This window comes from Pseudomonas sp. GM41(2012), from assembly GCF_000282315.2.
Classification (GTDB): domain Bacteria; phylum Pseudomonadota; class Gammaproteobacteria; order Pseudomonadales; family Pseudomonadaceae; genus Aquipseudomonas.
The window spans coordinates 38,534-52,206 of the sequence record NZ_AKJN02000004.1; the positions used below are offsets into that span (position 1 = coordinate 38,534).

General features: G+C 58.7%; 9 protein-coding genes, 3 rRNA genes and 1 pseudogene. 7 read left to right on the forward strand and 6 right to left on the reverse strand.

The window, feature by feature from the left end; all coding sequences use genetic code 11:
- Window positions 1–138 precede the first annotated feature (138 nt).
- Window positions 139–477: a hypothetical protein gene (locus tag PMI27_RS26810; protein ID WP_008154506.1), complete on the forward strand. Its 339-nt coding sequence runs from the start codon at window positions 139–141 to the stop codon at window positions 475–477.
- A gap of 156 nt (window positions 478–633) precedes the next feature.
- Here the strand turns inward: PMI27_RS26810 and lapD are convergent, their stop codons facing one another.
- A complete protein-coding gene (lapD, locus tag PMI27_RS26805) occupies window positions 634–2,580 on the reverse strand; it encodes a cyclic di-GMP receptor LapD (protein WP_008154508.1) in 1,947 nt (648 codons plus the stop codon).
- 14 nt (window positions 2,581–2,594) lie between these two features.
- Window positions 2,595–3,287: a cysteine protease LapG gene (gene lapG / locus PMI27_RS26800; RefSeq protein WP_008154509.1), complete on the reverse strand. Its 693-nt coding sequence runs from the start codon at window positions 3,285–3,287 to the stop codon at window positions 2,595–2,597.
- Window positions 3,288–3,518: 231 nt separating this feature from the next.
- On the opposite strand from lapG, the gene PMI27_RS26795 reads away from it, so the two are divergent.
- The 5 genes from PMI27_RS26795 to PMI27_RS26775 all read left to right on the forward strand — a co-directional run bounded on the left by PMI27_RS26795 (window position 3,519) and on the right by PMI27_RS26775 (window position 10,530).
- On the forward strand, window positions 3,519–4,229 hold the full coding sequence (locus PMI27_RS26795; protein WP_008154511.1) for a GntR family transcriptional regulator: 711 nt from the start codon (window positions 3,519–3,521) through the stop codon (window positions 4,227–4,229).
- Window positions 4,230–4,907: 678 nt separating this feature from the next.
- A complete protein-coding gene (locus PMI27_RS26790) occupies window positions 4,908–5,684 on the forward strand; it encodes a DUF3050 domain-containing protein (RefSeq protein ID WP_008154512.1) in 777 nt (258 codons plus the stop codon).
- A complete protein-coding gene (locus tag PMI27_RS26785; protein ID WP_008154515.1) occupies window positions 5,681–6,610 on the forward strand; it encodes a diiron oxygenase in 930 nt (309 codons plus the stop codon). Before PMI27_RS26790 ends, PMI27_RS26785 begins: the two co-directional genes overlap by 4 nt.
- 13 nt (window positions 6,611–6,623) lie before the next feature.
- A complete protein-coding gene (locus PMI27_RS26780; RefSeq protein ID WP_008154517.1) occupies window positions 6,624–10,040 on the forward strand; it encodes a non-ribosomal peptide synthetase in 3,417 nt (1,138 codons plus the stop codon).
- A 22-nt stretch (window positions 10,041–10,062) separates the two neighbouring features.
- Entirely contained in the window at window positions 10,063–10,530 is a 468-nt protein-coding gene (locus PMI27_RS26775) for an SRPBCC family protein (protein WP_008154518.1), read from the forward strand.
- A 57-nt stretch (window positions 10,531–10,587) separates the two neighbouring features.
- Here the strand turns inward: PMI27_RS26775 and PMI27_RS26770 are convergent, their stop codons facing one another.
- Window positions 10,588–12,468, reverse strand: coding sequence for a methyl-accepting chemotaxis protein (locus PMI27_RS26770; RefSeq protein WP_008154520.1), 1,881 nt, complete (start codon window positions 12,466–12,468; stop codon window positions 10,588–10,590).
- Window positions 12,469–12,710: 242 nt separating this feature from the next.
- Between PMI27_RS26770 and PMI27_RS30975 the strand changes: the two are divergent.
- A pseudogene (locus tag PMI27_RS30975) lies at window positions 12,711–12,788 on the forward strand (sigma-70 family RNA polymerase sigma factor); the annotation flags it as partial.
- Between the two features lie 72 nt (window positions 12,789–12,860).
- Here the strand turns inward: PMI27_RS30975 and rrf (PMI27_RS0229035) are convergent.
- The 3 genes from rrf (PMI27_RS0229035) to PMI27_RS0229045 all read right to left on the reverse strand — a co-directional run.
- Window positions 12,861–12,976: ribosomal RNA gene (rrf, locus tag PMI27_RS0229035) — 5S ribosomal RNA — on the reverse strand.
- A 106-nt stretch (window positions 12,977–13,082) separates the two neighbouring features.
- Window positions 13,083–13,198 (reverse strand): 5S ribosomal RNA (gene rrf, locus PMI27_RS0229040).
- Between the two features lie 157 nt (window positions 13,199–13,355).
- Window positions 13,356–13,673, reverse strand: a 23S ribosomal RNA gene (locus tag PMI27_RS0229045); the annotation flags it as partial.

Below are 13,673 nucleotides of genomic sequence, written 5' to 3' on the forward strand. Positions count from 1 at the left end.
AGCGGCCGCCCTTATGGGGCGGCCGTCACGTTTGCGTCCATCACCCCGGTGACGATTTCGTCGCCGCACCGCATACTCGCGTTCAGTTGGCCTATGCTGCTGACAGCATGATGCGGGTCCATTTCCGAGGGATGTTCAATGTTCTACGTGCAACGCGATGCGCAAGGTCAGTTAGTGCGCGTGGAAGCCACGGCCTACGCCGAGGCCACGGAAACACTGCCGGCCGACCACCATGAAATCCAGGCCTGGTATGCCCATGAAGTAGTGGAAACCAGCCTCAAACAGCTCAAGCAGAGCGACCTGGAAATGATCCGGGTACTCGACGACTTGATCCAGGTGCTGACCAGCAAAGGCGTGATCCGCGTCACCGACCTGCCGCCGGCCGCACAAGCCAAGCTGATGGACCGGAACCAGGCCCGTGAGGCGTTGGGCGGATTGAGTCAATTGATCGATGATGATGAGACGGGGTTGATCTAAGGCCCCCATTGTTGTTGTCTGTTCGGACGCCTTCGCGAGCAAGCCCGCTCCCACATTGAATCTCGGCTGCTCACACATGTTGTGTTCGCTGAAGATCTAATGTGGGAGCGGGCTTGCTCGCGAAGGCGGACTGATTGACGACTCAGCTATAAAGCCTTACTGCCAAGGCTTCGGCTCACCAAACAATTGCCCCTGAACCCCATACAACCCCATCTCGCGAATCACCATCAACTCCCCTTCCGTCTCGACCCGCTCGGCAATCAACGGCAAATCGATGCTGTGCGCCGCCCGCTGAATCGCCTCGATGAACAGGCGCTTGTCGCTCTCCTGATCAATCGCCCGGATGTAACTGCCGTCGATCTTCAGATACGCCAACCCAAGCCGCGCCAGGTTGCCGATCATGCTGAAGCGCCCGCCAAAGCGTTGCAGGCTCAGGGAGAACCCGAGTTCGTGCAGACGTCGCGTCAGCTCTTCCAGCATGACTTGCTCCGGCAACTGCTCCTCACCGATTTCCAGGGTCAATCGCTCCCCGAGATCCGAATGCTCACGCAGGATTTCGAAGACTTTATTCAATGCCTGCGGATCGGCCAGCGTCGCTGAAGACAGGTTCAGCGCCAGCGACTTTTCATGGCCGGCCATCTGCTCAAGCACCAGCTCCAACATCAGACGGTCCAACCGTGCGGTCCAGCCAAAGCGCTCGAGCCACGGCAGGAAGCGCCCGGCGGGAATGGTCTGGCCCTCATCGTCGATCAAACGCGACAGCACCTTGTAATGCAGCACCAACTGCGTGTCCTGGGCGGCCACCACCGGCTGGAAATACAGCTCGAAACGCCGCAGGTTCAACGCCTGATCCAGCAGTTTATGCCAGGCATGATGGTCATCGCCGACGCTGGCCGACGCGCTGTGATCGAGGCAGACCCAGCTCGAATCGCCCTGGCCTTCTGCCTGAGCCAACGCCTGATCGCCCAACCCGAGCACCGCTTGCGGGGAGTCGCCATACACAAACGGCGCCAGCCCGATCGAGGCCACCGAGGCCACGTCGGTGGCGCCCGTCGCGTGCAGGCTCGCCAAGGCACTGTCGAGGTTCTGTGCCAGTTGCAGCGCTTCTTCGCGCACCAGCCCCGGCGCCAGCACGGCGAACTCACCGCCGCGAATCCGCGTCACGAGGTTCAGGGTTTCCGGGTATTTGGCGCACTCTCGGGACAACTGCTCGCCAACCGCTTTCAACAACTGGTCAGTGCGTTGACCGCCCAACCGCTGGTTCAATCCGGCCAGGTCGCTGACCCGCAATAGCAGCAAATAACCGGAACTCGCCTGCTCCGGATTGCTCACTCGGGCGTTCAATTGCATCTCGAAATAACGACGGTTGGCCAGCCCTGTCAGGTTGTCCTGATAGGACTCGGCCCGCAGTTTTTCACTGCGTTCGGCCTGTTCCTGGAACAGCGCCTTAAGCTTCTCGACCATCTGGTTCATGGCCTGCACGACTCGACGCAGTTCCGGCGTGCGCGGCAGTTGCGGCAGGCTGAGGAACTCGCGGCGAGCGATGGCGTGGGATTGCTTGACCATGTAATCCAGCGGCTTCAGTTGCCGGCGCAACAACAGCGCGCCCAGCACCGCGCTCACCGCACCGCAGATCAGCAACCAGCCAAGACTGCCCAGCGCGCTCTGCCAGAGCTTGGCCAACGCGAACATCGGGTGGCTGACCACCTCGACCCGCGCCGCCTGCTCCCAGCCACGGCTGACGAGGGCATCACCACCGGCCGCTTCCAGCCCGATCATTTTGACGAACCAGTCCGGTACATTGTTCACCGCTGGAATGCCGCTGCGCTCGACGAGCGTCTGATCGGTCTTGAGGTCGACCACGCGGATGCTCGCGTAATAACCGCTGTCGAAGATCGAACTGACCAGCAACTCGACCATCGCAGGGTCGTCGATGTTAGGTGTCAGGGACAGCGCCAATGCCGTCGCGGCATCCTGGGCGTGGGAGCGCAGCTGATTGACGTATTGGGTGCGCGAGCTTTCCAGGCTGACCACGAAGCTACCGGTGAAGGCGATCACCAGGAACAGACAAATAGCGATCAACAGCTGTTTGAACAAGGACATCTGAGCGCGTGCTCCTAGTTAGTCGTCTCGACCGGGAAACCTTCGGCCTGCATTTTCTTCAACACATCCTGCCAACGAGACAGGCGTTTGGTATCACCGACTTTCTTGTTGCCCTTGGCGCCCGGCAACCACAACCCTTCGGCATTAAAAGAGTAGACCGGCAGCAAATCGGTTCGCTGGCTGGCCGGTTTGATCGCATCGATCAGGCTGTCGAGTACCAGCGGCATGGCCTCGGGGCTTGAGTAGTAGGTCAACACCATGTGCGCCCGATTCAGGCGCAAGGCCTTGACGTAAGTAATACGCAGCTTGTCACTGGCGACGCCGAGATGACGCAGGCTGAAATACTTGGCGATCGCGTAATCTTCGCAATCGCCGGCGCCCTTCCAAAGGGCCTCGATGGGTGTTTCCCAATAATCGACCTCGTGCCACAGGTCGATGTCTTCCTCGTAACGCATCTGTTTGTTGAAGAACTGGTTGACCACTTTAAGCTGTTCGAGCTCGCCAACTTGCTTTTGCGTTACCAATAAGTGCTGCCAGGCATCAATGCGTGGCTGTCCTTCGCCCAATGGCCCGTACAATGCCTGCGCGCGACGGCTGATCAGCGAAAAATCCCAATCGGCATGCAGCCCGCCCAGCATAATGCCGGCCAGCAGCAACGCGCAGCACAGCCAGCGCAAAGTCCGAGGGATCGCGAAACGTACCGCCAATGCGAGGCATCCAGATCAGGCAGGTGGAAATCGGTCGATGGTGCAGGTAAGCCCGATAAAAGACAATGGCACGGTGAGATCACTGCTGGCGCGCTAAACTTTGTATGGCAGGCGCCATAAAAAACATCGCGGCCACGTCAGGGCGACTTTTTGTCCGTTTGACAACCTGTCAGGCAGTCACTAGTGTCCCCTTGGATCCAAATTTATTTCACTCAAACAGGGTGCGTAGTTGTGACACAGAAGCCCAATCCTCTGAACAGCATCAAGGTCAACGGGCCGATTCCCGCTCACCTGGCACGCTCGGTGATCGAAGAAACGCTGCGTTCGGCCATTCTCGACGGTCGCATTCCCTGCGGCACCGCCCTGCGTCAGCAAGATTTGGCCGATCTTTTCGGTGTCAGCCGCATGCCGGTGCGCGAAGCCTTGCGCCAGCTCGAAGCCCAGGCGCTGCTCAACGTCATCGCCCATAAAGGTGCAGTGGTCGCACCGCTGGTTCAGGGCGATGCCGTGGAAACCTATGCGCTGCGGATCCTGCTGGAATCCGAAGCGTTGCGCCTGTCGATCCCGTTACTCGTTGATGAGGATCTCGAACAGGCTGCCCGCTACATCGACGAACTGGAAACGCAAAACAACTACACCGAAATCGGCCGACTCAATCGGCTCTTCCACATGGCGCTGTACTGCAAGGCGCCGAACCAACGGCTGTTGAGGCTGGTGGAAGACGGATTGAACGAAGAGGAGCGCTTCCTGCGCTTCAACCTGGAAGCCATGGGCCTGGGCAAACTGTCCCAGGAAGACCACCGGGCGCTCTTGCTGGCCGTCGAAGACCGGGACGTCGAGCGCGCGGTGAAGTTGCTCGAACAGCACCTTAACCGGGGCGTCGAGGTCATCACACGCTACCTCAACAGCCCCGAAGCGCTGAACAAGAAAACCTCCAGGTAAACTACGCCGGTAAACCTGAGCGAGCAGATCGAACTGCTCGTTCTCGCTTGCCGCGCTGTGCGACGCCCCTCTCCAAAGCCCTGCCCTAAGATTTCCCCCTCTCAAGACCAACAATGACTCCGAGTCGATGACGCGCCGGTGATGGCGGCTGTCGTGATTTACGCTCACTCTTGGCCTGCCAACGAACAATGAACGGGCGACGCACCGCAATGGCGGAGCAGTCCCCGCACCAAGAACCTACGGAAGGAGTCTTGCCACGGGAAAGGAAGAACCGACGTTGATCCCAGTCAACTTCCGCCCCCTCAATTCACTTCAACGACTCAGTTAGAAAGTTGCTTCGAGTGAGGCATTCACTCTTCATTTTAATTCTGACTTATATAAGCCGGAAGGAGTAACTACATCCAAATAAAACTCAAATCAAAAGTTTTATTGGAACTTTTCGCGCGCGAGAAAGTTGAACTTTCAAATAATATAAAAATAACTTGCCCGACACTTTATTCATGTATTAGTTTTTCTCCGCCGCCTTGAATACAGGCGCCAGGCCGTCACTTAACGACGCATTGCAACTTACCCATATCAATTCACTTGAGGCCTCTGCTCGCCAGCAGAAAGCTTTAACTAACGATCGCTTATTCATTAAAACGCAACGGCATATCCAATTCACTTAGAGGCTCGCCCATGAAACCGACTAAAGACCGTCTCAACCAGAAGAAAGCAGAACTTAGTGCACATCCGATCTTCTCCGAAATTCATTCGCTGTCGGTGCTTCAACGTTTCATGGAAACCCATGTCTTTGCGGTGTGGGATTTCATGTCGCTGACCAAACGTCTGCAACAGGAGCTCACCTGCGTGCAACTGCCCTGGTTACCGCCAAGTGACCCGCAAGCGGCGCGGCTGATCAATGAAATTGTGCTGGGTGAAGAATCCGATGATCGCCCAGCCCAGGGTCACTACAGCCATTTCGAGTTATACCTGGATGCCATGCGCGAAGTCGGCGCCAGCACGGCAGTGGTCGAACGCTTCGTCGCGCTGCAAAAAGAAGGCGTGAGTTACGACGTGGCGCTGCAAAGCGTGGACGTCGATCCGGCGGCAGCGCAGTTCGTGCGCAACACGTTGCACACCGCGTTGCATGCGCCGGGGCACAGCGTTGCGGCGGCATTCCTGCATGGTCGCGAGAGCGTCATCCCACAGATGTTCCAGCGAATTCTTGATGACTGGGGCATCGGCATCGAACAGGCGCCGACCTTCCGTTACTACCTCGAACGGCACATCGAAGTCGATTCCGAAGACCACGGCCCCGCCGCTGAAAAACTCCTCGCCCGGCTGGTCGATGGCGATGCGCAACGCGAAGAAGACGTCTACGCCAGCGCCCTCGCTGCGGTGGAAAGCCGCATAGCCTTGTGGGACGGCCTGCGCCTGAGCATGAGCGAACCGGTTGCCGAGGTGAACGCATGAACGCCGCCGACTACCAATCCTTCGCCGACGCCTGGGAAAGCCGCGCGACCATCCGTACCCGCCCCCGGCGTGTGCTGGAGAACGACGACAAACTGATCTACCCGTTGAGCCGCCAACCGTTGGTGCTGAGCGAAACCTTCCTGCGTGAATGCCCGGAGCAGCGCGACTTTGCGCTGGTGCAGACGCTCTACAAATTCATCAACGACGTGGTGATTTTCGAAACCGAAATCGTCGACAAGACGGCCCGTAGCATCGCCAAGAATCGCTTCGCCGTGGCCTTCCCGTTCGCCTGCCGCTACGACGCCATGACCGTGGTGGTGGACGAGGATTACCACGCGCTGGTGGCAATGGATTTCATGCAACAGACCGTCGCCATGACCGGCATCACGCCCATCGAACTGCCGGACGCAATCGAACTCAGCCGAGCCATTCCTGCGGCCGTGGCGCTCGCACCGGAACACCTGCGTAGCGCCGTGGAATTGATCTGCGTGGCCATTGCCGAGAACACCGTGACCGGCGATGTTGCAGCGTTCGCCAAGGACGACACGGTCAAGCAGTCGATCAAGGGCCTGATGGCCGACCACTTGCTCGACGAAGGTCGCCACTCCGGGTTCTGGGCGCGGCTGGTGCGCATCTACTGGCACACCGCGAGCGAAGACGACCGCCAATGCATCGCGCACATCCTGCCGGTGTTCATCGGCCATTACCTGACCAACGACATCCAGAAGTCGTTCGACTTTCGCCTGATCGAGTCCTTGCAGATCAGCGACGCCGCACGCCACGCCCTCAAGAGCGAAGTGTCGGGGCTGGCCTTCCCGATCAATCGCCATCACCCGCTGGTCGCCAACATCGTGCGGTTTTTCCGCAGCAGTTCGCTGCTCGATTCGCCGTGCGTTCAAGACGCCCTCAGCGATTACCTGGTTTAACGAGGAGCCCATCATGAGACGTCTCGACATTCTGCTCATTGGACAAAGCCAGGCCCTGACCGACCTGGCGCTGGAACTTGAACAACACGGTCACTCTTTGGTGCGAGTGACGGCCGTCGACGAGCAGCCGTTGGGTAACGCTGATTTGCTGATCGACGACGCCAGCCTGCCTGTTCAAGACGTCGGCGATGCACCGCGACTGACGCTGCAACTGGGTATCGGTGTGCCTGGAGTTTCTGGCCTGCCGCCGCTGGACTTGCTGTGCACCTACGGTTCGCAACTGTTCACTCGCGTGCCGATCACCGACGAACCTTCGGGCAACGGTCAGGCATTGCGCCTGCGGGCAGTGGCAGAACTGGTCGATCACGTGGCGCTGCTGGTCAGTCGCTACTCTCGCGATGCCGACTATTTTCTGCTGGCCGCCCCTACCGTTCCCGCTCGCTTCGAGCACGTGGAAAACCTGCTCTATCTGGAGAACCTGGCGTTCTTCCATCGGCTCAACCTCACGGCGGCGCCCGCGCTGCTGGAGCTCAGTCAAATCCCGATGATCGAGCGACTTGAGCGGCGCTTTATCCAGTGTGCCGAACGACCCGCGCTGAACATTGCCGGCAAGTCCCTGAGCTATCGGCAATTGCACGCCCACAGCCGCGTCATCCAGCAGCGTTTGCAGCCGTTGCTCGCGCAGCATCAGGGGCCGTTGGTGATCGGGATCTGCCTGCCAAAATGCAGCGCGTTGTATGCGGGGATTCTGGCGATTCTTGGCAGTGGCGCGGTGTACCTGCCGCTGGAGCCGAGCCATCCCCTGCAACGTCAGCAGTACATTCTGGAAAACGCCGGGGCAGTGTTGCTGCTGCATGACGGTGAACATCCGCTCGCGGCGCAAATGCCGGGACTCGACATCAGCAGCATCGACATTGGCGATGTGGATCTCGATCAACCCTTGATGCGCCAACGACCCGATCCAGAGGCGCCGTGCATGGCGCTCTATACCTCGGGCACCACCGGCCATCCCAAAGGCGTGTTGCTCAGCCAGGCCAACCTCGCGCACTTCACCGCGTGGTACGCCGACTATGTGCAACTGAGCGAGCAGAGTCGGGTGCTGCAGTTTTCGTCGTTGAGTTTCGACTCGTCGCTGATCGATATCTTCCCGACCCTGCTCCAGGGCGCCGAACTGATCGTGCCCGGCGACGATCAGCGCCGCGATCCGTTGCAACTGGTCGAACTGATCCGCCATCAACAACTGAGCCACGCCTTTTTGCCGCCAGCGTTGTTGAGCATCCTGCCGCTGGATCAATTGCACTGCCTCGATCACGTGATGACCGGCGGCGATGTCTGCGAACCCTACGTCATCGAGCAACTCACCCGTCAGGGCAACCTCTACAACCTCTATGGCCCGACCGAAGCGACGGTGTTGATCACCGCGCGGCAACTGCGCACCGGCGACAGCAACCGCACCCTCGGCGCGCCTATTGCTAACAGTCAGGTGCTGATTCTCGATGAGGATTTTCAACCGGTGGCCGATCAAACCGTCGGTGAGTTGTACATCGTCGGACCGGGCGTGTGCCTGGGCTATCTGAACAACCCGCAGCAGACCGCTGAACGTTATCTGAACCTGAGCCTGCCGAATGGCCAGAGCCTGCGCGCCTACCGCACCGGCGACATGGCGAAGTGGACTGGCGACGGCATCGAGCTGTGCGGACGGCGGGATAATCAGGTGAAGATTCGCGGCTTTCGCGTCGAGCCGGAAGAGATCGAACGCTGCCTGCGCGACAGTCAGTTGTACCGCCAGGTGGCGGTGGTCATCGACAGCCATCGACGGATTCTGGCCTTCCTCGCGCAGCCTCAGGAGGATCAACCCGGCACCGCTCGCGAAGCCCTGAAGGCTCACGCGACACAGTTTCTACCGGATTACATGCAGCCTACCGCCTGGACCGAACTTGCGAGCATGCCGTTCGCCAGCAACGGTAAGGTCGACCGCAAGGCGCTGCTGGCAATGCCCGTGAATGTGTCCGAAAACACGCTACGGCGCTTGCCCGTCAGTGCCGACGAGGCGCTGCTGCTGGAGATCTGGGCCGAGCTGCTGGAGCTGCCGGCCAGCGACATTTCCACCGACGAAAGTTTCTTCAATCTGGGCGGCCACTCGATCCTGCTGTCGCGCATGCTTTTACGTTTGCGTGAAGAATTTGGTCGCAGCATCTCGATCAACCGCTTCATCGAATTGCCGACCATTGCCAAGCTGGCGACCTTGGTGCGCGGTTCCGGCACCGAAGAAGTATTGAGCGAAAAGGCCTTGGCCGATGCCTTCCGCGAACTGGATATCCAGCCGTTGCCAGTCAACCGCATGGGCGATGTGCACAAGGTGATCGTTACCGGCGCCAACAGCTTTGTGGGCGTGCACATCGTTGAAGCATTGCTCGCCTGGGGCGCCAGCGAAGTCGCCTGCCTGGTGCGCGATGGCGGTGGGCAATCGGCGGCCGAGCGGTTTGCCCATGCTCTGCGGGAAAACCGTCTGGAGCATCTGGACCTGAGTCGGGTGCGGGTTTATGCGGCAGACATTACGCGTCCGTCATTGGGGCTCGAAGCGGATGTTTACGAGCGACTGGATCGGCAGTTCGGCGCGTTGGTGCACAACGCCGCCAACGTCAATCACGTACTCGATTACGAGTCGCTGGCGCGGGACAACGTCGAGCCGATTTTCGAGTGCCTTCGGTTGTGCGAAGGGCGCAGCAAAAAGATCTTCAATTTCGTCTCGACGCTGTCGGCTTCCAGCACGATTTCCACCGATGGCCGGGTACTGGAATTGCCCGCCGCGCAGACCCCGCCGATCTACATCAAGAACGGCTACAACCTGTCCAAATGGGTTGGCGAACGAATCCTCGAACGCGCTCGCGAACGTGGCGTACGGGTCAATCTCTATCGCCCCGGCAACATCAGTTTCAACAGCCTCACCGGTGTCTGCCAGCCGCACAAGAATCGCTTGATGCTGATGCTCAAAGGCTCGATCCAGCTCGGCCAGGTGCCTGAGTTCGCGCTGAATTTCGATCTGATGCCGGTGGACTTTCTCGCCCGGTTCATCGCCTTCCATGCCAGCCGTTATTCAGCCGAAAAAGCGGTGTTCAACCTGCACAACCCCGAGCCTCTGAGCTGGGACAACTACGTCGCGTCATTCCGTGAGGCGGGTCGGGAGTTTTCCATGGTCAGCGTCGCCGACTGGCAGCAGCAACTGGGTCGGGTCGACAGCGACAACGCGTTGTTCGGCGTGCTCGGTTTCTACCTCAACGGCTTCGAGGAAGACATCGGCGACATCTCAATGATCGGCCACGCCAACGCCCAGGCGGGCGTGCGGCAGATGGGCGCGCATTACCCGGAAAAATCCCCGGCGCTGCTGCGTCGCGGCTGCGACTACCTCAAAGAAATCAACTTCATCTGAATCACTCAACCGGAGCAAAACCATGAAAACCCTACAACCCGATACCCTGATCAAAAACCCTCAAGGCTGCCACGTGGTGTCCTCGGTGGAAGTGCCAGCCGATGCCAAGAAGGTCTGGGCAGTGGTCGGTAACTTTGCCGGCTTCGATCAATTCATTCCGGCGCTGTCGCACATCGAGATGACCGGCGAAGGCGTGTCGTCCCTGCGCAAGAAATTCTTCAAGGACGGCAACCTGGTGGTCGAGCAACTCAACTCCCGGGATGACCAGGCGCTGAACATGACCTGGACCACGATTTACAACACCTTGGGCGTGGCCAATTTGTGGGCGGCGATGAGTGTCGAACCGCTGGGCACGGGCAAATCCCGAGCGACCTGGACCATCATCGCTGAACCTGCACAGGGAGGTGCCGAGGCATTGCCGGGGTTCAAGGATTTCGTGCAGGGCTTTGCCGATGACGCGATGAACAATGTGTTGAAGCTGTTTGCGTAAGGCATGAAAAAACCCGCTGTGGATGACTCCACAGCGGGCTTCTTTTGCATCGTTCGATCAGATTTTGAAGCTGTCGACCAACTGCTTCAACCGGTTCGCCTGCAGGGACAACGCATCGCAATCCTTCAACGTTTCATTGAGGTTGGCCACACTCTGCTGGTTCAGCAGGTTGATCTGGTTAACGTCGACGTTGAGGGTTTCCACGACCGCCGTCTGCTCTTCGGTCGCCGCGGCCACCGACTGGTTCATGCCGTCGATTTCGCCGATGCGCTGGGTCACGCTGACCAGACGCAGACCGGCCTGGTTCGCCACTTCGACGCTCTGCTCGCTGGAGACCTGACTGGCGTTCATCGTGGTCACCGCTTCGCGAGAACCGATCTGCAGCGAGGTGATCATCTTGTGGATCTCCTCCGCCGATTCCTGAGTACGGTGAGCGAGGTTACGCACCTCGTCCGCCACCACCGCAAAACCACGACCGGCTTCACCAGCGCGGGCCGCTTCAATGGCCGCGTTGAGCGCGAGCAAGTTGGTCTGCTGGGAGATGCCTTTGATCACATCCAGGATGTGCCCGATGTTGTCGGTGCTGGCGTTCAGGGTTTCGATCTGCGTGCAGGACAGGCTGATTTTCTGCGACAACTCGGTCATCGCCAGAATGGTTTTCTCCACCACCTGACGACCGTCATCGGCCTGCTCGCTCGCGCCGCTGGCGTGCTGGGAAGCATCGGCGGCGTTGCGGGCGATTTCCTGGGTGGCGGCGCCCAACTGGTTGATCGCCGCGGCCACGCTGTTGGTGCGGGCGCTTTGCTCGTCGGAACCGACGATCGAGGCATTCGACGAAGCCATCACCCGTTGCGACAGCTCGTGAACCTGGCGAGTGGCCGACGACACTTCGGAAATCGACGCGTGAATTCGCTCCACGAACTGATTGAACGCACCGCCCAGCTCACCGAATTCATCTTTGCTTTCCACGGCCAGACGTCGAGTCAGGTCGCCCTCGCCTTGAGCGATGTCCTGCATCGCACGGCCCATGGTGGTCAGCGGACGCATCAGCACGTTGATCAGCAGGCTCAGCAGCACGGCAATGGCCGTGACGGCGATGAACATCGCAATCAGCGCAGAAGTGCGGAACTGGCTGAGTGGGGCGTAGGCCTTGTCCTTGTCGATCGACAGACCGATGTACCACTCGGCATTCGGCAAACCACTGACCGGCGTGAACGAAAGGATACGGTCCTGCTTGTTCAGGGTGACTTCCTGATTACCCTTCTCGATGCGCACCCCGGCGTTCGGGTAGATGTCCTTCAGGTTTTTCATCACCTGATCTTTATCCGGGCTGACGATCACCTGACCGTCGGCGCTGACCAGGAATGCGTGGCCGATACCACCGAAGTCCACCGAGTTGATGATCTTCACCAGCGTTTCCAGGCTCAGGTCACCACCGACCACACCGAGCAACTCGCCGTTCTTTTTCACCGGCAGGGCGATGGTCACCACCAGGCCACCGACGGCGGCCATGTAAGGCGGGGTCAGCATGGTCTTGTCGGCAGCCACGGCCTGTTTGTACCAGGGGCGCTGACGCGGATCGTAACCGTCAGGCATCTTCGCGTCCGGGCGCTGAGTAAACACACCGTTGGCCTGGCCCACGTAGGTGAACTGGAAGTTCGAGGTCAGGGCCGGTTGACTGACCAGCCCCGGGAGGTCGGCATTGGCGCCTTGATGGGCGACGTTTTGCGCGAGGTTTTCCAGCACCAGCACGCGGCCGCTCATCCAGTTCTGCACGCTGCTGGCGGTCAAGTCACCGGCCTGCTGGACGCTCGATTCAAGGTTTTGACGGATGGTGTTTCGCTGCAGATAGTCGTTGTACAAAGTGAACAACGCAAAAGCCAGCACCACGACGCCGGAGGCGGCCAGCAGGATTTTATGGCTGAATTTGAGATTCATTTCATGGGACTTCTTATGCAAAAAGTGGGGATGCGTTCCGGGTTGCAACATTCCATGTAACAGCGCAGGCAGGACTCTGGGGCCGCTCTACTTTGGTGCACGCATGTCTCATCAGGCTGTCGGCACAAACCGGAGAAAACTTAGGCGTTTGTAGGAAATGGTCGGCATTCCTGCCAAATACCCGCCGAACGGTGTGCCAGAGCTCCGGCTCAGTCTTTTTGTGATGACAGTTGTTCGCGTTCATGTCCTCACCTGAGTTTGCAGTACAGGCGCTTTACAGTAGCCATCACGGTTGGCTCAACACGTGGCTGCGCGTACGTTTCTGAACATTTAGCGACCCCAGAACGACAAAACCCCTGTCTGCGTTAGCAGACAGGGGTTTCGGAATTCAATCTTGACGATGACCTACTCTCACATGGGGAAACCCCACACTACCATCGGCGATGCATCGTTTCACTGCTGAGTTCGGGATGGGATCAGGTGGTTCCAATGCTCTATGGTCGTCAAGAAATTCTGTGACCAGCCCGTTACAGAGTAACGTGCCAGCAAAATGGGTGACTTCTACTAAAACAAAACCCCTACCTGCATACGCAGATAGGGGTTTCGGAATTTAATCTTGACGATGACCTACTCTCACATGGGGAAACCCCACACTACCATCGGCGATGCATCGTTTCACTGCTGAGTTCGGGATGGGATCAGGTGGTTCCAATGCTCTATGGTCGTCAAGAAATTCGGGTACTGAGTCGTAGCCAGTTGGCTTCGCTTCAGCAAATTGGGTATGTGACAGCTTTCGGTGTTTTGTGAGATTCGAACTTTCGGTTCATTTCGTCTTCACACACCGCAATCTGATGCTCTTTCGAGTAGTCAAATTGCTTGGGTGTTATATGGTCAAGCCTCACGGGCAATTAGTATTGGTTAGCTCAACGCCTCACAGCGCTTACACACCCAACCTATCAACGTCGTAGTCTTCGACGGCCCTTCAGGGGACTCAAGGTCCCAGTGAGATCTCATCTTGAGGCTAGTTTCCCGCTTAGATGCTTTCAGCGGTTATCTATTCCGAACATAGCTACCCGGCAATGCCACTGGCGTGACAACCGGAACACCAGAGGTTCGTCCACTCCGGTCCTCTCGTACTAGGAGCAGCCCCTCTCAAATCTCAAACGTCCACGGCAGATAGGGACCGAACTGTCTCACGACGTTCT